The sequence below is a fragment of the Maribacter sp. 4G9 genome (genome assembly GCF_002742265.1).
GTDB lineage: Bacteria > Bacteroidota > Bacteroidia > Flavobacteriales > Flavobacteriaceae > Maribacter.
In genome coordinates, this window is sequence record NZ_MDGL01000149.1 from 101,744 (window position 1) to 125,345 (window position 23,602).

Consider the following 23,602-nt stretch of genomic DNA (forward strand, 5'->3'; position numbering starts at 1 on the left):
ATTTGTTATCGCCGTTTTTTTTCAAAAAATCGCAGCAAAAGATCGGATGCCTCATGCTCCAGAATGCCCCCTACCACTTCTGTTTTTGGGTGTAAACGGGTTCCCATGGCCCTAATGCCCCTTTGGGGATCGGATGCCGCATAGACAATTTTGGAAATTTGGCTCCAGAAAAGCGCTCCACCACACATTTGACAAGGCTCCAAGGTGACGTACAGCGTACAATCCCTGAGGTATTTTCCGCCCAAAAAATTGGCCGCGGCAGTTATGGCCTGCATTTCGGCATGTGCCGTTACATCGTTCAATTTTTCCGTAAGGTTATGCGCCCTGGCAATGATCCGATCCTTGACAACAATAATGGCCCCTACGGGAATCTCATCCTGTTCAAAAGCATATTGGGCCTCTTGAAGGGCCTTCTTCATGAAATAAGAATCATCAAAGGGAGCTATCATACCGTAAAAATACAATAAGATGGAAAGGCCTACTAGATTTTAAAAACAATTGTTTTGGTGGGTAAAAGAAGTATTTTTGCCACGAATAAACGCCCAGTGGATCCACTTTTAGCACATATAGACTCGCCCAAGGACCTTAAAAAACTCTCGAAGGACCGGTTGGCCCAAGTAGCCAGGGAGTTAAGGGAGTTTATAATTGACATCGTGGCGACCAAGGAAGGGCATCTGGGAGCCAGCCTTGGTGTCGTGGAGCTTACGGTAGCGCTGCACTATGTATTTAATACGCCTTATGATAAATTAATATGGGATGTGGGCCATCAGGCCTATGGACATAAAATCCTTACGGGAAGAAAGGACCTATTCGAGACCAATAGACAACTTAATGGCATCAGTGGTTTTCCAAAAATGTCGGAAAGCGAGTACGATGCCTTTGGTACCGGACACAGTTCTACCTCCATTTCTGCCATCTTGGGCATGGCGATGGCCTCCAAATTAAAAGGAGAACACGATAGGCAACACATTGCTGTTATAGGGGATGCCTCCATAGCCAGCGGCATGGCCTTCGAAGGTCTTAACCATGCAGGTGTCACGGATACCAACATTCTTATCATTCTCAATGATAATGCCATAGGAATAGACCCCAGTGTGGGTGCCTTGAAAAAATATCTGACCAATGTAAAAAAGGGCACGGCTAAGGACGAAAACATTTTTGAATGCCTAAATTTCAATTATTCGGGTCCCTTGGATGGTCATGACCTTTATGGATTGATCAGAGAACTGGAACGCTTAAAATCGGTTTCAGGCCCCAAATTGTTGCATGTGATAACCACAAAGGGAAAGGGACTGCAAAAAGCAGAAGAAAACCAGGTAGCCTATCATGCTCCCGGCAAATTCGACAAAACTACCGGGGAACTTTTAAAAAAGAGCGATCGGCCTGAGCCATTGAAATATCAGGATGTTTTTGGGCATACCTTGGTGGAACTTGCAAAAAACAATGAAAGAATAGTAGGAATTACGCCAGCGATGCCCACGGGAAGTTCCTTAAAGTATTTGATGGAAGCCATCCCGGATCGTGCCTTTGACGTTGGGATCGCCGAACAACATGCCGTAACCATGGCCGCAAGTATGGCAACAGCAGGGCTGGTGCCCTTTTGCAACATTTACTCAACCTTTTTGCAACGTGCCTATGACCAAGTGATCCACGATGTCGCACTACAAAATATACCGGTCGTTTTTTGCTTGGACAGGGCGGGATTAGTGGGCCAGGACGGCCCCACCCATCACGGAGTATTTGACATTGCCCATTTACGTTGTATCCCCAATATGATACTCTGCGCCCCTTTGAACGAGGTTGAGCTAAGGAATATCATGTATACGGCCCAATTGGGACTCGAAAATCCAATTGCGATTCGCTATCCACGTGGCAGAGGGGTCCTATTGGATTGGCAGCTACCTTTTGAAAAAATAGCCATCGGCACAACTTTTGAGGTGAAAAAAGGAAGTAAAATTGCCATCCTCAGTACGGGAACCATTGGAAACAACATTACTGAATTGTTGGCAGCAATCAAAAACGACGAGGCCTTGGGGCATTACCACTTTCCCTTCATCAAACCTTTGGACAAATACCGTATACAACAGGTCCTGGAAAGTTATGACCACATTGTAACAGTGGAGGATGGATCGGCCATTGGGGGTTTTGGCAGTGGTATTCTAGAAGTGGCAAACGATTTAGGGCCCTACAAAAGTATTAAGGTATTTGGAATCCCCGATGTATTCATACCCCATGGCACCCAGGAAGAATTATACCGTTTGGCACAAATAGATATGCAATCCATTAAAAACTATCTAGAGACGCTTTTATGAAAAGTCCCATACTAAGTTCTAACACCCATCTAGATGGTTCTTGGCAAATTACATCTGACCAATTAAAAACAATAAGAAACACATATGAACTACGTTTTTTTCAATAGATCCAGGCTATTTTACTTTTTTACACTTTTTATTTCAATAGTGGCATATTCACAGGATACGATACCCTCACCCATCGTTCCGGATACGGTTATCATCGATACCACCGTGGTAGACACCATTGTAATACGAAAGACCCAGGAAAAAATCAAGCACGTTCCAAGGGGCGTGAATCTGACGAACCCCGTAATTTCCTTTAAACGTACAAAACCCTTAAAGGACAAGTACGACCCCTTTCGGGTGCCCTCCTTTTGGAACAAGGAAAATACGTTGGGAATCAATTTGAGCGAGGCCGCCTTTATCAACTGGAATGCCGGGGGTGACAATGCGGTCAGCGGACTGGGATTTTTAAAAATCATACGGGATTATAAGTTTCGATACTTTAAGTGGGACAATATCGTTGAACTCAGATATGGACTAAATGCCCAGGAAGGCAGGAAAATAAGAAAAACGGAAGACGTGATACGTTTAAGTTCCAACGTGGGGTATAGAAGGGACACGATCAGCAATTGGTACTATTCCGTCCAATTGAACTTCAACACCCAATTTTCAAATGGTTATAAATATCCGGATAGGGATAACCCCATTTCGAGGTTCATGGCTCCGGGATATCTCTTCTTTGGTGCGGGTACGTCCTATATCAGCAAAAATCAGAAATTCAACCTATACATGTCTCCATTGACCCAAAAATCGACTTTTGTATTGGATCAGGATTTGGCGGACAGAGGTTCCTTTGGTGTGGAAAAAGCCATCTTGGATGATAATGGAAACGTACTAACGCCGGGGGAAAACCATCGGTTGGAGCTTGGTATACTCATTACGCATAAATGGGAATTCAATATTGCCGAGAATATCGATGCCAATAGCCGATTAAACCTTTATACCGATTATCTCAGGAGCTTTGGAAACGTGGACGTTGATTGGGAACTGAACGTAAAAATGCGAGTCAACAAATACATCCTGACGACCCTGGGTACCCATGTAATCTATGACGACGACATCCTTTTTGATGAAGTACAAAATGATGCGGGGGTAGTTACAGATCGCGGCATTCCCAAAATACAGTTCAAACAGGTACTTGGCATAGGGGTCACCGTGGATTTTTAAAGTTGCTTACCCGTAATTTTATTATGGATGTGCACGGCGGAACTATCGGAGAGACTGGCCACATAGCAACAGGCATTCAATAAGATCTCATAGAGGGACACATCGGTTCTTCGGTAAAATTCGGGAAGGGTTTGCAATATTAAATGATGGTAATTGGTTGCGGTGTTATGCTTTTTTTGCACTAGGGCATCCGTATACACTTCCAAAATATCGGCAATTATCTTATACCCTGCAATCTCCTTTTCAATTACTTCATTGGCCTTATATACACGTTCCACGCTCAAGCTGATAATGTCCCGTATTTGGGCATCATATTTACTTTTATCCAGTAAGGAAACTTCAAATGTACCATTTAGTATATTTTCTTCGTTGTCCATAAAAATGGATACCGCATCCTGAATAAGTGTGTTGATGGCCAAGGCCCTTAGATAGCTGATACGATCTTCCCTGTACTCAAGGGTATTATACTTCTTGGTATTTATGGAATCCTTCACCAGTTTTATTAGGTATTCCAAGGCATAATCCTCTGAAATAAGGCCCAAATTTATACCGTCCTCAAAGTCTATTATGGTATAACATATATCATCTGCCGCCTCTACCAAATACGTGAGTGGATGCCTCGCAAAGGTTAAATCTTCGCCAGTACGGGTCCGTATCAATCCCAGATCTTGGGCAACGTCTGCAAAAGCCGCCTTTTCCGACTGGAAAAACCCAAATTTTTTATCGGAAATATGCTTGGTAGGCCTTTTTGGGAGGGATTCCTTGGGATATTTCATAAAGGCCCCCAAAGTGGCATAGCTCAGGCGCAATCCACCGGAAACACCTGCCCTATCCTGTGTCAGTAGCTTAAAGCCATTCGCATTGCCCTCAAAATCAATAATATCCTGATATTCCTTGGGCGTTAAGTGTTCCTTAAAAACAGCGCCCTTCCCATTTTTAAAATATTCTCCAATGGCCTTTTCTCCGCTATGACCAAACGGAGGGTTTCCAATATCGTGTGCCAAGGCTGCCGCGGCAACAATGGCTCCAAAGTCATTGAACTTATAGCCATGGATCTCTTTCAAATGGGGATGCCTCTCAAGAATTTTTTGACCTGCCAACCTTCCTAGGCTTCTTCCAACTACGGAAACTTCCAAGCTATGCGTGAGCCTGGTATGTACAAAATCGGTTTTTGATAGTGGAATTACCTGAGTTTTGTCCTGTAGACTTCTAAAGGCCGCGGAGAATATAATACGATCGTAGTCCACATCAAATCCCAAACGGGTTTCATTCTGTTCGTTCCTAATTCTTTTATTGACATCGCCCTTTCTGCGCAATGAAAGTAATTGCTCCCAATTCATGTTGCTTTTTTAATCCTTGCAAGATACATTTTTTGCGATGTAGAAAGACCATACCAAATCATTCTACGACCAAAAACTATCGATACCTTAACCTTAAGAAAATAAAGAGATAACCCGAACATAACCTTAAATTAACCTTGCATGTTTTTATTTGCAGCCAAATAAACTGTTCACAAATGAGAACATGCCTTTACGCAATCGTTACCCTTCTTACAACCATGGCCTATGCACAGGGAAGTGGCTCGATTCGTGGTAAAATCCTGGATAATGAAATGTTCAACGAGCCTTTGCTTATGGCAACCGTTTCCTTAAAAAATACCCATTGGAAGGATCAAACCAATTTTAACGGGAATTTTGAGATTACAGATGTGGAACCGGGTAACTACACCTTGGAAATCAGTTTTTTAGGTTACGAGTCTCGAGAAGTTGCTGTAGAAGTAAAGGAGGACCACCAACTTGAAATACTGGAATCACTAAACGCCAAAACCCTACCATTGCCTGTGCTGGCAGAAGGTTCTGAAAAAACGACCTCGGACCGGTCTTTGGAGCCGAATTATTGATTGTTGCATCTACCTAGGTTCAAATTTTTCAAAGTACCATCTTTTACGTATTTATTTCCTATTTTCATCGTCTTGAATTGAAGTATGGATATAAAGCTTAATACCCACTAACTTCATAACCTTATTTTAACCTGATTGACGAATTATAATATCATTTTTGCATTTATTTAATTTTTAGATGGGAGAAAACATGTACCTCTTCATGATCATTGCCCTGGCCGTATTGGCCATTACGGACTTGGTAGTTGGAGTAAGTAATGATGCGGTCAATTTTTTGAATTCGGCCATAGGTTCCAAGGCTATCTCCTTCCGGACCATCATGATCGTTGCAAGTGTTGGAATCGCCTTTGGTGCCATATCGTCCAGCGGTATGATGGAAGTGGCGAGAAAGGGAATTTTTAATCCAGGTGAATTCGTATTCTCTGAAATTATGATCGTTTTTATGGCCGTAATGATTACGGACATCCTGCTTTTGGATTTTTTCAACACCCTGGGCATGCCCACATCCACAACGGTCTCCATTGTATTTGAGCTTTTAGGGGCGGCTGTCGCTATATCCATTGTCAAAATTTATGCAGATGAAGGCAGTATTTCAGATTTGGCCAATTACATCAACACGGACAAGGCCACTGAAATCATCTTGGGAATCTTACTGTCCGTTGTAGTGGCATTTACCATAGGTGCCATTGTTCAATTTTTAAGCCGAATCCTTATTTCCTTTAAATTCAACGAAAAGCCCAAATGGTACGGAGCCATTTTTGGAGGATTGGCCATTACCGGTATCATCTATTTTATTTTGGTAAAAGGACTTAGTGGAACTTCCATATTACCGGAAGTAGTGAATGAATTCATAGCTACACAAGCGACTTTATTTATTGCAATTAACATTGCGTTTTGGACGCTGGTATCCTACATTGTATCCGCTTTCCTAAAATGGAACATCTACACACTTATAATTGTTTTGGGCACCTTTGCACTGGCCATGGCCTTTGCGGGTAACGATCTTGTCAATTTCATAGGTGTGCCCTTGGCAGCATTGGAGTCTTTTATAAGTTGGAAAAGTTCTGGAATCATGCCTACGGAATTCAATATGCAGGGGCTCTCGGCCGCGGTTCAAACCCCTACCTATCTCCTTCTTTTATCTGGAATAGTAATGATAATTACCCTATGGTTTTCCTCCAAGGCCAGGAGTGTCGTAAAGACCAGTGTAGACCTTTCCAGACAAGATGAAGGCGACGAGCGTTTTGAACCCAATTTTCTATCTCGCCAAATTGTAAAATATACCATTAGGGCATCAGAGAACTTGAGCGGGCTTATTCCAAAAGTCATTCAGGACAAAATCGACAAGCAATTCGAAAAACCCTATGTCTATATCCCCAAAAGCAAAGTAAAGGATTTACCTGCCTTTGATTTGGTGCGTGCATCCGTAAACCTAATGGTCGCAAGTGTATTGATTTCCTTGGCCACTTCCATGAAACTGCCTCTATCCACAACTTATGTGACCTTTATGGTCGCCATGGGATCTTCTTTGGCCGATAGGGCTTGGGGGCCAGAAAGTGCCGTCTACAGGGTTGCAGGTGTACTCAATGTGATTGGTGGTTGGTTTTTTACGGCCTTTAGTGCTTTTACAGCAGCGGCAATCATTGCCTATATCATACATCTTGGTGGCATTTTTGCCATTGGAGCGCTTTTGGTCCTGGCATTTCTTCTTATTGGCAAAAATTATCTTTCCCATACCAAAAAACTGAAGGAAACCAAGTTAGAAGAGAAATTACAACGTGCAGAAAGCAATACGATTATTGGGTTGATCGAAGAAAGTGCCTCAAACATTGCCCTTTCCATGAAAAGGGGAAACAAAATATATACACAAAGCATCGACGGACTTGCAAAGCACGATATAGAAACGCTTAAAAAAGGAAAAAAGGGTATAAGCAAACTTGATAAGGAAGTTGAGGATTTAAGAAACAACATCTTTTATTTTATTAAAAATTTGGATGAATCCAGCGTGGGTACCAGTAATTTCTACATCACCGCATTGAGCTATTTACAGGACATGACCCAATCGTTGGAATATATATCCAAAGCAGGATACAAACATGTTCATAACAACCATAAGAGGCTTCGTTTTAATCAAATTAAGGACTTAAAGGAAACAGAGTCCTATGTAGAGGAGCTTTTTAAAAGCATCCAAGAGATTTTTGAGAACAAAAGGTTTGAAAAATTGACCCCGCTTCTCATGAACAGGCAGGATTTGCTCAACAAACTCGACGCTAAAATCGCCAAGCAGGTAGAACGTACCCGGTCTGACGAATCGAGCCCAAAAAACACTGCCCTATACTTTAGTCTTTTGCTGGAGACAAAAGATTTATTGACGGCCATTATGAACCTAATAGAGATTTATGAAAAGTATTCAAATTCTAAAGTGGTTTCTACCAGTACTTTTCTTTAACGTTTTACCAAGTAATTCGCAAGTAGAATTAACCGGAACCCAACTTTTGGAGAAGGCGATTGCTTATCATGACCCAAACGGCCAGTGGAAGCAATTTCAAGGGAAAATGGCCATTATCATGACCACCCCAGATGCCAACACCCGTAGAACGCAGTTGGAACTAGATCTACCATCCAGGTATTTTAAATCCTCCGTTAGAAAGGGCAATCATACCGTAGAGTATATTATGAATCGTGGCGAATGCAAACTCCTTTTTAATAATAGCCCCGTGATAGCGGACAGCTACAGGGATAGCTTGCAAATTACTTGTGAACGGGCAAAAAAAATGAAGGATTACTACACCTATCTCTACGGACTTCCCATGAAATTAAAAGACCCCGGTACCTTAATTGATTCCAAAGTGCTTAGAAAAGATTTCAAAGGAATGGAGTATTTGGTATTAAAGGTGCGGTATGATGAAAACGTTGGGAGCGACACCTGGTACTTTTATTTTGACCCAACCAATTACAATATGGAGGTGTACCAATTCTACCACGATGAATCCAAAAATGATGGTGAGTATATCCTACTTTCAGAAGAAATGTTGGTCAGCGATATAAAAATGCCCAAGGTGAGGGCGTGGTACTACAATAAGGACGACAAATATTTAGGTACGGACGACCTTGTTAAGGCCAATACGCTTAAATAAGCTATCGATAAAAATTCATCTCGTCCATATACTTCCAAACGGCAGCGGGCAACATAGGTTTAATGTTTTTTCCTTTTTTATGCTCCCTTCTAATAAAAGTGGAAGAAATTTGCATAATTGGTGCACTAACCCTATGGATTTTGGGATGGTCCTTAAATTGATGCTCAATCGAACCTTCAGACACCCTTGGATATACATAGATCGAGTACCCGTCCAAAATTTCTTCATAGTTCTTCCATTTGTGGAAACTCTTCAGATTATCTTCTCCCATGATCAAGAAGAATTGATGTCCTACTGGATATTTTTCCGATAAATGGACCAAGGTGTTTACCGTGTAATTGGGCTGTGGGAGTTCAAACTCGATTTTGGAAGGTTTTAATTTTGGATAGTCTTCCGTAGCCTCCAATACCATTTGGTATCTGTGGTGATTGTCCAATAGCGATTTCTTCACTTTAAACGGACTTTGCGGCGTTACCACGAACCAAACCTCATCCAAGTTGGAAAACTCCACCATATGGTTCGCTATCACCATATGACCGATGTGTATTGGGTTGAAGGTGCCAAAGTACAGTCCTATCCTTTTCATGAAATTAATATGCTTTTGTTCCCCCAGATGGAAATAAGAATGCGAAAATTGACTACTCCTTTTTCTTTACACCCAGAAAATCCGCAACCAATTCCTCCGCTTCCTTTAGGGCTACTTTTAAATCGTAGTTTTTGATGATCTTATCAAATTGAGGTGCGGTCGCCAATTCTACCGATGCTTTGGCAATACGCATATTGATTTTATCGTCGCTCTCCGTACTGCGTTTTTTCAACCGGATTTTGAGCTCGTCCACGCTTGGGGGCTTTACGAAAACGGCTAAAGTACGTTCAGGAAATTTCTTTTTGATGCGCAGGCCCCCAACAACATCGATATCGAAAATTACATTCTTGCCTTGGGCCCATAAACGCTCCACCTCACTCTTTAAGGTTCCATAGAAATTATCCCTATACACTTCCTCCCACTCCAAAAAATCATCGTTCTTGATATGATTCTTGAACTCGGATACCGTCATAAAATAATAGTGCTCCTTATTTTTTTCCTTCCCCCTTCTAGGTCTGGAGGTAGCGGATACGGAAAATGCCAAATTGAGATCAGGACATTCCAGTAGATGACGGACAATAGTAGTCTTACCGCTTCCTGAAGGGGCAGAGAAAATGATTAGTTTTCCACCTTCCATTATAACACGTTTAGCATTTGTTCCTTTATTTTCTCCAACTCGTCCTTCATTTGGACCACCAATTGTTGCATTGGGGCGTAATTGGCCTTTGATCCGATGGTATTGATTTCCCGTCCCATTTCCTGTGAGATAAAGCCCAATTTCTTTCCGTTGCTATCACTGGATTTCAAAGTCCTCTCAAAATAGTCCAAGTGATTGGCCAAGCGGACCTTCTCCTCCGTAATATCGTATTTTTCCAAATAATAGATAAGCTCCTGCTCAAAGCGATTTTCATCTACTTCGGCCTTGATATCCTGTACGGCCTTTTCCAATCGTTCCCTTACTATGGACTGTCTTTCTGGATCCATGGCAACAATTTTCTCCAATAACACCTGTAATGTGCCAATCCTTTCCAAAAAGTCCTGTTCAAGTACACTACCTTCCTCGGACCTGAACGTGTTGATTTCAGCCAAGGCCTCATTCAATGCATCCAAAATGGCAGCATACTCCGTATCGTCTATGTCATCACGATCGGTACGCATGGCATCGGGTAACCTTAGGGCCATTTCCAATAGTTGGATATCCTCACCATTGGCAATGGATTTCAACTGTTTCATATATTGCTTGACGACACTTTCATTGACCTGACCGGAAGCCTCGTCCCCCGTTATTTCCACGTACAGGTTAAAATCGACCTTACCACGTTGCAAGGAGTTGGCAATCAATTTTCTAAGTTCCAATTCCTTTTCGCGATAGGCGGAGGGCATCCTAGCATTCAAATCAATGCTCTTACTGTTCAATGATTTGATTTCAACGGTAATTTTCTTTGTAGGGAGCTGTACCACATGCTTCCCGAATCCAGTCATGGATTGAATCATAGGCCTAATTTAATTTGCGGCAAAGGTAACTTTTTTGAATGGGTAATATACCCTCTACAGTTCCCTTACCCAAATATTCCGATAACTCACACGGCTATCGTCACCATGATCCTGTAAAATTAAAGGTCCTTTGCCGTGCACCGGATTTTTTGGCCATCCTATATATGGAGTAGTACCTTTAATCTCAATATGGTCTTGGACCAAGACCCCATTATGGATAACCGTCATGGTGCCTGATTTTATTTTTCCCCCTTCCCCATTGAATTCCGGAGCGTGGTAAATAATATCATAGGTATTCCATTCCCCCGTAGGTACGGATGCCATTGCCAAAGGTACATGCTGTTTGTATATTGAAGCTACTTGGCCATTCACATAGGTTGGGTTGTCATTATTGTCCAACACTTGAACCTCGTACAATCCATCCAGGAAAATACCACTATTACCCCTATTCTGACCCTCCCTTTGCACTGGCAAGGGAGATTTCCACTCAATATGGAGTTGAACGTCCCCAAAATTCTGTTTGGTTTGTATGTCGCCCGTTTTGTCGTTTACCGTCATACTGCCGTCATCGTTCAAATGCCACTTTGCGGCCGTACTGTCCTTGGCGGAAATCCAATTGTCCAAACTAGTTCCATCGAACAAAATTATGGCATCGCTTGGAGCCCCATTTTGTGAGGTAGGAAGTACAACAGGAACCTTGGGTTCATAAAACTCGGTTTCCTCTGGAGTGGTTGGCTCCGTTCCACTGTATTCCTCATGGACGATTACCTCATCCTTTACCGGTGTTTCAGGTTCCATCGTTTCCTCCTTGGCTTTCTCTTGACAAGCGACAAACAACAAGGAAAATAAAAGTCCGCTACTATAAATTCTCTTCATAATAAATTGTCCGTTTTTTAAAGTTCCTTAATCTTGATGTTTTTATAGGCCACGCCATCTCCATGGTCCTGTAGCGCTATTTTTCCAGTGGGATATTTGGCAAAATGTTCCCAATCAGCAAATTTGGATTTAGCCACCATTTCACTCCATTCCGGGTCGTTTACGGGAAATTCCACTACAGTTTCCCCGTTCAGTACTACCTTACCTTCATTGGTTTTGTGGTTGACGGTTATTACCATGGTGTTCCATTCACCTACAGGTTTGGTTACGTCCTTTGAGGGCGATACCATGTCGTACAAGGCCCCGGATTGATGGCTGGTACCGTTTTTCCCGTCTGGATGTCCCTCGTTATCCAAAACCTGTACTTCTGGGCCGGTCAGATAGGGTTGTCCCAAACTATCTATTTCCTTTACGCCCCACATAACACCGCTATTTCCTCCTTGAGATATTCTCCAGTCCATGGACAGGACAAAATCGGTATAATTGGTATCGCTTACCAAGTTAAATTGTTCCCCATTGCTACGAGCCTCCGGCGGATATAATACCATGGCCCCGTCCTCTATCTTCCAATTATCGGAGACATTGTCCTTTAAATATTCGTGCCAACCGGTAAAGGTTTCCCCATCAAATAAAGAGGTCCATTCATCGTCCATGGCCATTTCTGTGGTTTCCTCCATCTCTCCCACCACCTTGGTATTATCCTTTTTTTCTTCCTTACACCCTATAATCAATAAAGCAAGTACTGTTGTTCCAAATATGTTTTTCATGTGTATAATGTATGTTTAAAGTCCCAATATATTTTTAAGCATTTGTTCGTCCGTTTCGGCTCCTGCAAAATCATCAAATGTCTTTTCGGTAGCTTCAATAATGTGGTCCTTAATAAAAATGGCCCCTTCCCTTGCTCCTTGCTCCGGACTTTTAATGCAGCATTCCCATTCCATTACGGCCCAAACATCGCATCCGTATTGGGTCAACTTGGAAAAGATGGTCTTAAAATCGATTTGACCATCGCCCAAGGAACGGTATCTCCCCGCCCGGTTTCCCCAATCGTTATAACCGCCAAAGGCTCCTTTCTTTCCTGTGGGGTTGAACTCGGAATCCTTCACATGGAAGGATTTAATGAATTCGTGATAGAAATCTATGTATTCTATATAGTCCAACTGTTGTAATACAAAATGACTTGGGTCATACAGGATGTTTACTCTTTTGTGATTATTGGTGGCTTCCAAAAATCGCTCAAAAGTATCCCCATCATGGAGGTCCTCACCAGGATGGATTTCATAACATACATCCACACCCTCCTTATCAAAGTGATTTAAAATGGGCATCCATCGCTTGGCCAATTCCTCAAACCCCATCTCTACCAATCCGGCCGGTCTTTGGGGCCATGGGTGCATGGTATGCCAAAGAAGAGACCCTGAAAACGTGGCATGGGAGGTCAATCCCAACCTTCTACTGGCCGTAGCGGCCTTTTTTACCGTTTCCACTGCCCATTCCGTTCTTGCCTTTGGGTTATTATGTACGTTCTTGGGCGCAAAGGAATCGAACATTAAATCATATGCCGGATGCACGGCCACCAACTGCCCTTGTAAATGCGTGGAAAGCTCTGTAATCTCCAACCCGTAGGAATTTATTTTACCTTTTAATTCGTCACAATAGGTCTGACTCTCCGCGGCCTTGTCCAAATCGATAAGGAAACTTTCCCATGTAGGTATCTGGATTCCTTTATACCCTAAATCTGCCGCCCATTTACACATTCCGTCCAAGGTGTTGAACGGTGCCTTACTATCTACAAATTGTGCTAAAAATACTCCTGGCCCTTTAATTGTTTTCATTTGTTATTTTTTTTTAATTCGGACAAATGTAATTCGCCATTGAAATTCACGATATATATCAAGAATTGTTATGGCTCATTTCATACGTAATACTTGATTCTGTTGTTTAAATGGTTGTTAATCCAGCAAATAGAAATACGCGAATTAATACTATATTTAAGAATTCTTTGTGCATATCACCGTTTACCAATGGTCAATTTATAAATATAGGAAATACCAATAGAAAAAGATAAAAATATCAGAATGAATCAAGACGAAATATACGATGCGATCGTAGTCGGAACTGGAATAAGCGGTGGTTGGGCAGCTAAGGAACTTACAGAAAACGGATTAAAGACCTTGGTCTTGGAACGGGGGCGAAAGGTGGAACATATCAAAGACTATCCTACCATGAACAACGACCCATGGGATTTCCCATATAAAGGAGATCTCTCCGCGGACGACAAAAAAAAGTACCATGTGCAAAGTAGGGTGAATTGGGCCCCAAAGGATGACAACAAACATTTTTTCGTAAATGATTTAGAACACCCCTACGTGGAAACAAAACGTTTCGACTGGATCAGGGGTTATCAAGTGGGGGGCAGGTCCCTTACTTGGGGAAGACAGAGCTATCGTTGGAGCGATATTGATTTTGAGGCCAATAAAAAGGAAAGTATTGGAGTAGATTGGCCGGTACGATATAAGGATATTGCTCCCTGGTATGATAAAGTGGAACATTATATTGGTGTAAGTGGTCAAAATTTGGGTCTTGAGCAATTACCGGACGGAATATTTCAACCTGCCATGAAACTGAATTGTGTCGAGGAAGCATTTCAAGAAGCCACTGCTCAAAAATTCGATGATGGAAGACTTGTGACTATTGGCAGAACGGCTCACATAACAGACCCCGATGCCAAATTTGAAGGCCGGTCCACTTGTCAGAACAGAAATCGCTGTTCTAGGGGATGTCCTTTTGGCGGATACTTCAGTAGCAACTCATCTACATTGCCCGCAGCAGAAAGAACCGGCAATATGACCTTAAGGCCCAATTCCATTGTGTACGAGGTCATCTATGATGATACTAAAAAAATGGCGACCGGTGTTAGGGTAATCGATGCCGAAACCCATGAAAAATTTGAGTTTAAGGCCAAGGTCATCTTTTTATGTGCTTCGGCCATGGCGTCCGTAGGCATATTGCTCCAATCAAAATCAGAAAGGTTTCCAAACGGTTTAGGCAATGATTCAGATGCCTTGGGAAGGGGCATCATGGACCATCACTATAAACTAGGTGCAACGGCCCAAGTGGATGGCCATTTGGACAAATATTATAAGGGGAGGCAACCAACAGGCTTCTATATCCCTCGCTTTGTGAACCTTGATAAAAATTCCAAACCAAAGGATTATTTGCGGGGTTTTGGGTATCAAGGCAGGGCAAGTCGCGGAGATTGGACGGAAGCCATTGCAGAACTAAGCTATGGAAAAGGGCTAAAGGACCAGGTCCTAAAACCGGGCAAATGGTCGATAGGAGCTACCGGTTTTGGGGAATTTCTCCCTTATGACGATAATAGGGTAACCTTGAGCCCAACAGAAAAGGATAAATGGGGCCTGCCACAATTGGCTTTTGATGTAGAGTTCAAGGAAAACGAATACAAAATGAGGAAGGACATTAAAAAACAGATTGTGGACATGTTCAAGGCTGCTGGGTTTAAGGATGTAAGTGCTTATGATGAAGAAACAGGGCCGGGATTGGGCATACATGAAATGGGGGGTGCCAGAATGGGCCATAGTCCAAAGGATTCTATCTTGAACAAAAACAACCAAGTACATTTGGTGCCCAATGTCTATGTGACCGATGGCGCCTTTATGTCCTCCTCCAGTTGTGTAAATCCCTCCTTGACCTATATGGCTTTTACGGCAAGGGCGGCAAATCATGCAGCCAAGGAATTTGGGGCAGGTACATTTTTGTAACGGAAACCGTTATCGGGAAATCACGAAAATGTGTCGATTTAATTGGACTTTTAAATATTATACCTGTTCTTTAGCATTTGTTTTCTAACCAACCATTAACAGAATTATCATGGAAAATACCTCAGCCAGAAATATGTGGGGAGATTATTTGGACAAACATTTAGAGGATGCTTTCCATGAAGCTCCGCAGGTAATTCATTTTTGGGATAACAAAGAAGATGCCGACTACTCTGCCGAACTTGTTAAAAAAGGAGCAAAAAAGGCTGTTACAGATTCTCTTTTGGGTCTTCAATATAGAAACCAACCCTTGCCAAAAATGGGGGATTTTAAAGTAGTGACCAATTGGGAGGGAGAGGCACAATGTATCATAAAGCTCACCTCGGTAAAGCTAAAGCCTTATTTCAGTATTGATGGGGCGTACGCCCAACTGGAGGGAGAGGGAGATAAAAGCCTTGATAATTGGAAAAAGACACATTGGGATTATTACACTAGGGAGCTGGAACCGTTTGAACGTGTACCAAGGGAAAGTATGATCTTGGTATGCCAGGAGTTTGAGAGAATTTTTTAAATAAAAAGGACCGGTGAGTAGCCAGTCCTTTTTTAATTGGGCTTATTAATTAATCCTCTAAATTTACCCAAGTATTTCCATTCTTGTTGGATTCCACCGTTGAAATAATAAAATCCATACCTCTTACACCATCCATAATTGTTGGGAATTCGCCATCGTTATATTTTTCGCCACGGATGGCCCGTGCCGCTCCCAAGTAGATATTGGCCATGGAATCAAAAATTCCCTCTGGGTGTCCTGGTGGCAATTTGGTACCGTCCAAGGACAGCTCAGTATTATACGCATGACCTGGCTTGTAAATCTGTACAGGTTCCGTATCACTAAGTTTGTACAAAAAGTTTGGATTCTCCTGTTCCCAGACAAAGGCTCCTTTTTCACCATAAATGCGAATGGCCAAACCATTTTCTTCACCTGTAGCCACCTGACTTCCGCGAATGACACCCTTGACATGGTCTCCCATTCTAATGAGTACCGTACCGTCTACATCCATTTGGTTGTCATCGTATAAATAGTTGAAATCGCACAATACAGATTTTACCTTGAGTCCTGTTGTATACTCAACCATATTGAAGGCATGGACGCCAATATCACCCATACAAGAGCTGATACCTGCCTTTTTTGGATCTAAACGCCAGACTGAATTTCGTTTGTCCTTATCATGGATGATAGCATTGATCCAGCCTTGGTAATACCTTGCATCAACCTTATGAATTTTTCCCAAAACTCCCGCCTTGATCATTTCCCTCATTTGGCGTACCATAGGGTAACCAGTATAGGTATGTGTCAACGCGAATACCGCCCCAGATTTCTGTTGTGCCTCCAATAGTATTTTAGCCTCTTCAAGCGTCGTGGTCATTGGCTTTTCACAGATAACGTGAAATCCATTGTCCAACAACTTTTTGGCCATTGGAAAGTGTAGGAAGTTAGGGGTCAATATCGAACAAACCTGAATACGTTCATCTTCCGGTAGTTTCATTTCTTCCTCTACCAAGGTATCAAAGTCCATATAGATTCTATCCAAAGGAATATCTATTTCCTTGGCAAAAGCCATATTATCTTCATAATTAGGGTTAAAAACGGCTCCCGTTATCTGATAATTATCATTAATATGGGAAGCTACCCTATGCAATACTCCAATAAGAGAATCTCCTCCTCCTCCTAAAATTCCTAATCTAATTTTCTTTGGCATGTTGTAATCGTATTTTAAGTTTTAAGGCATTTAAATTATGTAAAAAATCTAAGATTGATAGTCGATTTTCTCTGTTTTAAACAAAAGAGCAAATAAAATGGACACAACTAAGGCAAAGCCTGCAGGGTAAAGCCAAATTGAATCCCAGATATGCTTTCCGTCACTTAGCAGGTAGTTGTTGGATATTTCGCCAGCTATCCAAAACCCTATCAACATGCCCACGCCGTAGGTGGCCAGGGTAATCAACCCTTGCGCGGAGCTTTTGTATTTAGGTCCTGCTTTACTATCAGTATATATTTGCCCGGAAACAAAGAAAAAATCATAACAAATTCCATGCAAGGCAATTCCGATCAACAGCATAAACTCCAGTTCGCCAACATCCCCATAGGCAAACAAAAGATACCGTACGAACCATGCCAACATTGCTACCATAATGGTCTTTTTAAACCCAAATCGGGAAAAGAAGTAGGGCAACAACAAAAGAAAAAGAATCTCCGAAAGTTGTCCTAGGGTCATTTTACCAGTGGGGCTCTCCATGCCCACTTCCACTAAAAAAGGATTCGCGTTTTGATAATAGAAAGCCAAGGGAATACATATAAGTATCGAAGAAATGAAGAAGATCAAAAAATTCCGGTCCTTAAAAAGTCCCAATGCATCCAGTCCCAAAATATCCCTTGTGGTCAGTTTTTCTCCGGCACTTTTTGCCTTTGGTGGCGTTTTGGGCAAGGTAAAACTGAAAATACCCAAAAAAATGGATGCTATGGATGTCATTAAAAATGTATTTTTTAACAAGCCCTCCATAATCCCGGAATTGGAGTCCCATCCAAAGAAGTAGCTGATCAATACTCCGGCAATGATCCATCCTAAGGTTCCAAAGACCCTTATCAAGGAGAATTCTTTGGCAGGATCAGTCATTTGGTTAAATGAAACCGAGTTGACCAAAGCAAGGGTAGGCATATATAGGATCATATATCCCAATACATAAGGATAAAAGACATCAAAGGAAGTAGTCTTATACATCAGGAACAACAGTCCCGCCCCAATTAAATGAAGCACCCCCAATATCCGTTCGACATTAAAATACCTATCGGCAATCAATCCTATTACAAAAGGAGCTATAATCGCACCCCAAGATTGTGTGGAGAACGCCAACGCAATCTCCCCATCCGTTGCGTTAATATTGTTTCCTAGAAAAGTGCCAAGAGTAACGAACCAGCCTCCCCATATAAAGAATTCAAGGAACATCATGAGACAAAGTTGTATTCTAACACCTAGGCCCATGGCAACTTACCTTTTATAGAATACATAATCCAACACAAGTGGTTCCAAGTTGTTGTTCCTAAAATCGACCGCAATTTGTCCCCTATGATTGGTGGAATGATTAATTATATGGAAGAGGATATCCTTTATGGTGTTGGTAAACAAACGGCCTTCTGAATTTTCATAATCGATTCGTTTTTCAAAGCCGTCCGCATTGGTAATGATTTCAAAGGAGCTTCTTTGGTTCTCATAATGGATATCGCTCCAGTTCTTAACATCGTGCAAATCCCAAGAACTCAAATCCGGGGTATTTCCAAGAATTCTGGAATTCCAGCCATGATGCGCATTTAGGATGTGGCTAAAAAGTTTTTGTGTCTTTTCAGGAACTTCCTGCATGGCAATACATTGTTCGATTATCCTCTTATTGCAATAATAATTGTAATCAAAAAGCTCATTAAAAAATGCCTTCATCTTTGAGAATCATAGAATTAAACAACTTTTTGAGCTGCCTTTAGCAGCAAATCCCTGGTCGCGATAATCCCTTCCTCCTCACTGAGTACGTTTCCTTCATATTCCACCCCTATATACCCGGTATAACCAGTGTCCTTTACCATTTGTAGCATCTTTACATAATCAATGTTTTCCTCATTACCATCTGCATCGAATACGTTTGATTTTGCACTTACAGCTTTGGCATACGGCATCAATTCCTTTACACCCTTATACTTGTCATAAGACACTTCGCACTCCCAGCTATCAGGTTTTCTGGTCATGCAAAAGTTGCCAAAATCAGGCAAGGTCCCCACATTTTCCATATTCACCTTTTCCATGACCTGGGCGTGCAGTTCTCCGTTCGAAGAGAGTCCACCGTGGTTTTCCACTAAAATATTAATGCCCTTATCTTTTGCATACGTGGCCAATTTCGTCAATCCGTCCACGGAGTTCTGCATCCATTCTTCTGGAACGTCACTTCCATTAAGATTAACCCGGATTGCGTGACATCCCATCGCGGCGGCCGCATCTACCCATTTCTTATGTTTTTCTACGGTTTCATTACGTTCAGCCTCGTCGCCTACCGCAAGATTTCCCTGACCATCTATCATTATGAGAACATTCTCCATACCATGTTTCTTAGCTTCGGCATTGCTCTTTTCTACAAAAGCGGCCATCGCTTCTTCCGAGTAACCGGCATCTGATAGTTCTGGATTGTATAACTGACTAACATATTCCAAACCTTTGAAACCCCAGTTTTTCGCTTTCTCGGCAAAGGTATATGGGTCCACTCCATTCTCTCTGATCATTCTATGGATAGACCATTGTGCCAAGGAAAGTTCGAAAAATGGTTCGCTAGGAGTTGTTTCCTCAACCTCCTGCGTTTTTTCAACTTCCTTTTTGGCTTCTTTACAGGCATAAGCCCCTAAGAAAGTGACTCCTACGCCGGCTACCGTGGTCTTGCTAATAAAATTTCTTCTTTTCATTAATCAGTGGATATTTTGTTGTTAAGTAATTGATTTCAATTTATTTTCAGGCAAATAGCACTTTAATATCTTTATATTCTACAAAGATATAGTATTGGATTCTCAGTAAGATTACGTTTTAAATGTATAGAATTAATTTAATATTTAATAAATTTAGGGAATAAACAATTTCTATGAGTAAATTTTATTACAACGAAGAACAGGAATCGTATGATGCGATTGTTGTAGGAACTGGTATTAGCGGTGGTTGGGCTGCTAAGGAGCTTTGTGAAAATGGGTTAAAAACCTTGGTGCTTGAAAGGGGTAGAATGGTAAAGCACATTGAGGATTATGAGACCGCGAACATGGATCCTTGGGATTTTCCGAATGGAGGCGTTGCCACCAAAGAAATTATTGCCCAACAACCAAAACAGCACAGAACGGGCTACACCACTAGCCAAGCAAGCCATATGTGGTTTGTAAACGACCTGGAACACCCTTACAATGAAACCAAGCGATTTGATTGGATGCGTGGTTATCACCTCGGAGGACGCTCCCTGCAATGGGGAAGACAAAGTTATCGCTGGAGCGATATCGATTTTACGGCCAATCAAAGGGAGGGTATTGCTGTAGACTGGCCCATTCGTTATAAGGATATAGCACCATGGTACTCCAAAGTAGAGAATTTTATTGGTGTGAGCGGAGAAGCTCTTAATCTTCCACAATTGCCTGATAGTGATTTCCTCCCCATGATGGAACTGAATTGTGTGGAACAACATGTTCGGGAAAAAGTAGCCGAAAATTTCGATGGACGCGTAATAACTGCAGGAAGGGTAGCGCATATTACAGGGACCAAAAATTTCGATGGACGGTCTAAATGCCAATTCAGAAATAGATGTATACGAGGTTGTCCTTTTGGAGCCTATTTCAGTAGCTTGTCGTCAACCTTGCCAGCGGCCGAGGCAACTGGAAACCTGACCTTACGACCAGATTCCATCGTGCATGAAATAATGTACGACCCAGATACTAAAAGGGCAACAGGGGTTAAGGTTATAGATAGGGTAACCAAAGAGACCTATGAATTTAAGGCGAAGGTAATCTTCCTTTGCGCTTCGGCCATTGCTTCGACCTCTATTCTAATGCAATCCAAATCCGATCGCTTCCCCAACGGTATGGGCAATGACTCGGATCAATTGGGCAGAAATATAATGGATCACCACCTTGGTGTAGGTGCTTCTGGTAAATTCGATGGTTTTGAGGATAAATATTATAAAGGTAGGAAGCCCAACGGTGTATATATTCCAAGATTTAGAAATCTAGGTGGCGATTCAAATAGGACCGACTATAAACGTGGCTTTGGATACCAAGGTGGTGCCAGCCGTGGAAACTGGGAAGACGTAATCGCTGAAGTTTCCCATGGAAAGAATTTAAAGGATGCCATTACAAAACCAGGTGGATGGACTTTTGGCATTGGAGGATTTGGCGAGATATTACCTTATGAAGAAAATAGATTCACCTTGGATTACGACAAAAAAGATCAATGGGGACTACCAACGGTAACCTTTAATGCCGAGTTCCAGGAAAACGAATATAATATGCGGAAGGACATGCAAGCCTCTGCAGTGGAAATGCTTGAAAAGGCGGGGCTTAGAGATGTTGTAGGACATGATAATAAAGAATCCCATGCCATTGGACTCGGTATCCATGAAATGGGAACAGCAAGAATGGGCAGGGATCCAAAAACCTCCGTACTGAACGGAAACAATGCAATTCATTCCGTACCCAATGTTTATGTTACAGATGGATCCTTTATGACATCCGCAAGTTGTGTAAACCCATCGTTGACATATATGGCGTTTTCAGCAAGGGCCGCAAACCACGCCGCAGAAGAACTTAAAAAAGGAAATATATAATGGATAGAAGGAAAGCACTTAAAAATATGGGATTGGCTATGGGATATACCGTGGCTACACCTACCCTTATCAGCATAATGCAAAGTTGCAAGGGGGAGACTGTTGCAACATGGACGCCCGAGTTTTTTTCGCCCTCCGAAGGAGCCGTGCTTACAAAACTGGTAGATTTAATTCTGCCAAAGACGGATACCCCATCAGCTTCTGAAGTTCAGGTCGACATCTTTATTGACAAGTTTGCCAAGGATGTTATGGAAAAGGAAGAACAGGAATTTTCAAAAATGGCCATGGCCAAATTTACAGACAAGGCGCTGCAGGATTCAGGAAAAACACAGATTGAAGACCTCACAGCTGAAGACTTGGAACCGGTATTGGCGAGTTCATTGAAATACAGCAGGGAAGACGAGGCCAAAATGTTCGAGTCCATAACATCTTATACGGAGGCGGTAGCCGAAGGAAAAGAGGCGACCTTGGACGATGAAACGACTAGATTCGCCTTTGCCAACAACTTGCGAGGTCTTGTTATTTGGGGTTACAAGACTTCTGAATATGTTGGGGAGGAAGTATTGGCTTACCTTCCTGTTCCCGGGGAATATATCGCTTGTGGCGATGCCCAAGAATTGACAGGAGGAAAAGCTTGGTCCCTATAATATGAAATGAGCCAAAAGAAATCTCTGTAACTAACTAGAAATTGATTGGCGAATTGCATCTGACCTTTTAAAATCAATAAATACCAACGGATGAAAAGAAGGGATTTTGTTAAAAATACGGCCCTTTCCAGCGGAGTTATTTCACTGGGCGGGGCCTTTTCCTATGCATCCATAACAAACAAAATGGTAACAGCAAATAGTTTCAATCTTAAATACGCACCGCACTTTGGTATGTTCAAACACCACGCGGGCGAAAATCCTATCGATCAATTAAACTTTATGGCCGATCAAGGATTCACTGCTTTTGAAGATAATGGCCTTATGAACAGGGATATTTCCATGCAAACAAGCATTGGCGAAACCCTGGCCAAAAGGGGAATGACCATGGGCGTGTTTGTAGTGGATAAAGGAGGTAATATGGCAAATACCTTGGCTGCCGGAAAACAGGAACATTTGGATATCTTTTTGGACGGTTGCAGACGTGCCGTAGAGGTCGCCAAAAGGGTAAACGCAAAATGGATGACCGTTGTTCCGGGAGGTTTTGAAAGAAAACTACCTATAGGTGTGCAGGATGCCAACGTTATAGAGGCTTTAAAACGGGCTGCGGAAATTTTTGAGCCCCATGGGCTTGTGATGGTCCTTGAGCCATTATCGGATTCACCCGACCTTTATTTGCAGAACTCAGACCAAACCTATATGATTTGCAAAGCGGTAGATAGTCCCTCCTGTAAAATTCTCTTCGACATTTACCACATGCAAAAAACGGAAGGGAACCTAATACATAATATGGGCCTTACTTGGGACGAAATCGCCTACATACAAATTGGGGACAATCCAGGTAGAAACGAACCCACAACAGGTGAAATCAACTATAAAAACGTATTCAAGTTCATACATGAAAAGGGATTTGAGGGTGTTTTAGGTATGGAACACGGAAATTCGAGAGAAGGCAAAGAAGGGGAAACGGCTGTTATTGAAGCATACAAGAAGGTAGACCAATTTCTATAGTACCCAACAAAGGATACTTCACTCAATTATACCTTCCATTATTGGAATTAAGTTTAAAAATTTGACTTTTCGATGAAACACCATAACGATATGTAAGTTTTTTACTACAATATCGTTATGGTTATTATGTATTCCTATATTTATCTACTCGTTGTATATAGTGCCTTGTTGGGTATTTCCAAAATAACTCGGTCATACATGAAAAAAAGGTACAAGCCTTGATCCGAAAAATCTTTGTTTTGAGCATGTTTGTCAAGGCTT

General features: G+C 42.0%; 22 protein-coding genes. 10 read left to right on the forward strand and 12 right to left on the reverse strand.

Going from position 1 to position 23,602, the window contains the following annotated elements:
* Positions 1 to 5: 5 nt before the first annotated feature.
* The gene (locus BFP75_RS14580; RefSeq protein ID WP_099546096.1) at positions 6 to 449 is read right to left on the reverse strand and encodes a nucleoside deaminase; all 444 of its coding nucleotides are present in this window, start codon (positions 447 to 449) and stop codon (positions 6 to 8) included.
* Between the two features lie 96 nt (positions 450 to 545).
* Between BFP75_RS14580 and BFP75_RS14585 the strand changes: the two genes are divergently transcribed.
* Positions 546 to 2,312 (forward strand): 1-deoxy-D-xylulose-5-phosphate synthase, encoded by a 1,767-nt coding sequence (locus tag BFP75_RS14585; protein WP_099546185.1) that lies wholly within the window; start codon positions 546 to 548, stop codon positions 2,310 to 2,312.
* An 84-nt stretch (positions 2,313 to 2,396) separates the two neighbouring features.
* On the forward strand, positions 2,397 to 3,524 hold the full coding sequence (locus tag BFP75_RS14590) for a DUF3078 domain-containing protein (RefSeq protein WP_099546097.1): 1,128 nt from the start codon (positions 2,397 to 2,399) through the stop codon (positions 3,522 to 3,524).
* Here BFP75_RS14590 and dgt read toward each other — a convergent pair.
* On the reverse strand, positions 3,521 to 4,864 hold the full coding sequence (gene dgt, locus BFP75_RS14595; RefSeq protein WP_099546098.1) for a dGTP triphosphohydrolase: 1,344 nt from the start codon (positions 4,862 to 4,864) through the stop codon (positions 3,521 to 3,523). The genes BFP75_RS14590 and dgt overlap by 4 nt on opposite strands.
* A gap of 176 nt (positions 4,865 to 5,040) precedes the next feature.
* Here dgt and BFP75_RS14600 point away from each other — a divergent pair, with 176 nt between their 5' ends.
* The 3 genes from BFP75_RS14600 to BFP75_RS14610 all read left to right on the forward strand — a co-directional run bounded on the left by BFP75_RS14600 (position 5,041) and on the right by BFP75_RS14610 (position 8,561).
* On the forward strand, positions 5,041 to 5,424 hold the full coding sequence (locus BFP75_RS14600; RefSeq protein ID WP_099546099.1) for a carboxypeptidase-like regulatory domain-containing protein: 384 nt from the start codon (positions 5,041 to 5,043) through the stop codon (positions 5,422 to 5,424).
* Between the two features lie 178 nt (positions 5,425 to 5,602).
* Positions 5,603 to 7,873, forward strand: a complete 2,271-nt coding sequence (locus tag BFP75_RS14605; protein ID WP_099546100.1) for an inorganic phosphate transporter — start codon at positions 5,603 to 5,605, stop codon at positions 7,871 to 7,873.
* Positions 7,824 to 8,561, forward strand: coding sequence for a DUF6503 family protein (locus BFP75_RS14610; protein WP_240531806.1), 738 nt, complete (start codon positions 7,824 to 7,826; stop codon positions 8,559 to 8,561). The genes BFP75_RS14605 and BFP75_RS14610 overlap by 50 nt, the downstream gene beginning before the upstream one ends.
* 1 nt (position 8,562) lies before the next feature.
* Here the strand turns inward: BFP75_RS14610 and nadD are convergent, their stop codons facing one another.
* The 6 genes from nadD to BFP75_RS14640 are packed head-to-tail and all read right to left on the reverse strand — an operon-like array spanning position 8,563 to position 13,352.
* Positions 8,563 to 9,147 carry a nicotinate (nicotinamide) nucleotide adenylyltransferase gene (nadD, locus tag BFP75_RS14615; protein ID WP_099546101.1) on the reverse strand — a complete coding sequence of 195 codons (585 nt, stop codon included), beginning with the start codon at positions 9,145 to 9,147 and terminating at the stop codon, positions 8,563 to 8,565.
* A 52-nt stretch (positions 9,148 to 9,199) separates the two neighbouring features.
* Complete coding sequence (gmk, locus tag BFP75_RS14620) at positions 9,200 to 9,784, reverse strand: guanylate kinase (protein ID WP_099546102.1); 585 nt, start codon at positions 9,782 to 9,784, stop codon at positions 9,200 to 9,202.
* Positions 9,784 to 10,641: a YicC/YloC family endoribonuclease gene (locus BFP75_RS14625; protein WP_099546103.1), complete on the reverse strand. Its 858-nt coding sequence runs from the start codon at positions 10,639 to 10,641 to the stop codon at positions 9,784 to 9,786. The genes gmk and BFP75_RS14625 overlap by 1 nt, the downstream gene beginning before the upstream one ends.
* 54 nt (positions 10,642 to 10,695) lie before the next feature.
* Positions 10,696 to 11,517, reverse strand: a complete 822-nt coding sequence (locus BFP75_RS14630; RefSeq protein WP_099546104.1) for a DUF1080 domain-containing protein — start codon at positions 11,515 to 11,517, stop codon at positions 10,696 to 10,698.
* Positions 11,518 to 11,534: 17 nt separating this feature from the next.
* Entirely contained in the window at positions 11,535 to 12,284 is a 750-nt protein-coding gene (locus BFP75_RS14635; RefSeq protein WP_099546105.1) for a DUF1080 domain-containing protein, read from the reverse strand.
* 15 nt (positions 12,285 to 12,299) lie between these two features.
* Entirely contained in the window at positions 12,300 to 13,352 is a 1,053-nt protein-coding gene (locus tag BFP75_RS14640) for a sugar phosphate isomerase/epimerase family protein (RefSeq protein ID WP_099546106.1), read from the reverse strand.
* Between the two features lie 243 nt (positions 13,353 to 13,595).
* Here BFP75_RS14640 and BFP75_RS14645 point away from each other — a divergent pair, with 243 nt between their 5' ends.
* A complete protein-coding gene (locus tag BFP75_RS14645) occupies positions 13,596 to 15,299 on the forward strand; it encodes a GMC oxidoreductase (RefSeq protein ID WP_099546107.1) in 1,704 nt (567 codons plus the stop codon).
* Positions 15,300 to 15,408: 109 nt separating this feature from the next.
* The gene (locus BFP75_RS14650; RefSeq protein WP_099546108.1) at positions 15,409 to 15,867 is read left to right on the forward strand and encodes an ASCH domain-containing protein; all 459 of its coding nucleotides are present in this window, start codon (positions 15,409 to 15,411) and stop codon (positions 15,865 to 15,867) included.
* A 49-nt stretch (positions 15,868 to 15,916) separates the two neighbouring features.
* Here the strand turns inward: BFP75_RS14650 and BFP75_RS14655 are convergent, their stop codons facing one another.
* Genes BFP75_RS14655 through BFP75_RS14670 form a run of 4 tightly spaced genes read right to left on the reverse strand, consistent with a single transcriptional unit; the run spans position 15,917 to position 19,794 of the window.
* Positions 15,917 to 17,056: a Gfo/Idh/MocA family protein gene (locus BFP75_RS14655; RefSeq protein ID WP_099546109.1), complete on the reverse strand. Its 1,140-nt coding sequence runs from the start codon at positions 17,054 to 17,056 to the stop codon at positions 15,917 to 15,919.
* Between the two features lie 48 nt (positions 17,057 to 17,104).
* Positions 17,105 to 18,337, reverse strand: coding sequence for a nucleoside permease (locus tag BFP75_RS14660; RefSeq protein WP_099546110.1), 1,233 nt, complete (start codon positions 18,335 to 18,337; stop codon positions 17,105 to 17,107).
* Between the two features lie 6 nt (positions 18,338 to 18,343).
* The gene (locus tag BFP75_RS14665) at positions 18,344 to 18,787 is read right to left on the reverse strand and encodes a DinB family protein (RefSeq protein ID WP_099546111.1); all 444 of its coding nucleotides are present in this window, start codon (positions 18,785 to 18,787) and stop codon (positions 18,344 to 18,346) included.
* Positions 18,788 to 18,804: 17 nt separating this feature from the next.
* Positions 18,805 to 19,794 (reverse strand): sugar phosphate isomerase/epimerase family protein, encoded by a 990-nt coding sequence (locus BFP75_RS14670; protein ID WP_099546112.1) that lies wholly within the window; start codon positions 19,792 to 19,794, stop codon positions 18,805 to 18,807.
* 173 nt (positions 19,795 to 19,967) lie between these two features.
* Between BFP75_RS14670 and BFP75_RS14675 the strand changes: the two genes are divergently transcribed.
* From BFP75_RS14675 to BFP75_RS14685, 3 genes are all read left to right on the forward strand, one after another.
* Complete coding sequence (locus BFP75_RS14675; RefSeq protein ID WP_099546113.1) at positions 19,968 to 21,686, forward strand: GMC oxidoreductase; 1,719 nt, start codon at positions 19,968 to 19,970, stop codon at positions 21,684 to 21,686.
* Positions 21,686 to 22,333 carry a gluconate 2-dehydrogenase subunit 3 family protein gene (locus tag BFP75_RS14680; RefSeq protein ID WP_099546114.1) on the forward strand — a complete coding sequence of 216 codons (648 nt, stop codon included), beginning with the start codon at positions 21,686 to 21,688 and terminating at the stop codon, positions 22,331 to 22,333. The genes BFP75_RS14675 and BFP75_RS14680 overlap by 1 nt, the downstream gene beginning before the upstream one ends.
* A gap of 90 nt (positions 22,334 to 22,423) precedes the next feature.
* Positions 22,424 to 23,341: a hydroxypyruvate isomerase family protein gene (locus BFP75_RS14685; RefSeq protein WP_099546115.1), complete on the forward strand. Its 918-nt coding sequence runs from the start codon at positions 22,424 to 22,426 to the stop codon at positions 23,339 to 23,341.
* The last annotated feature ends 261 nt before the right edge of the window (positions 23,342 to 23,602 follow it).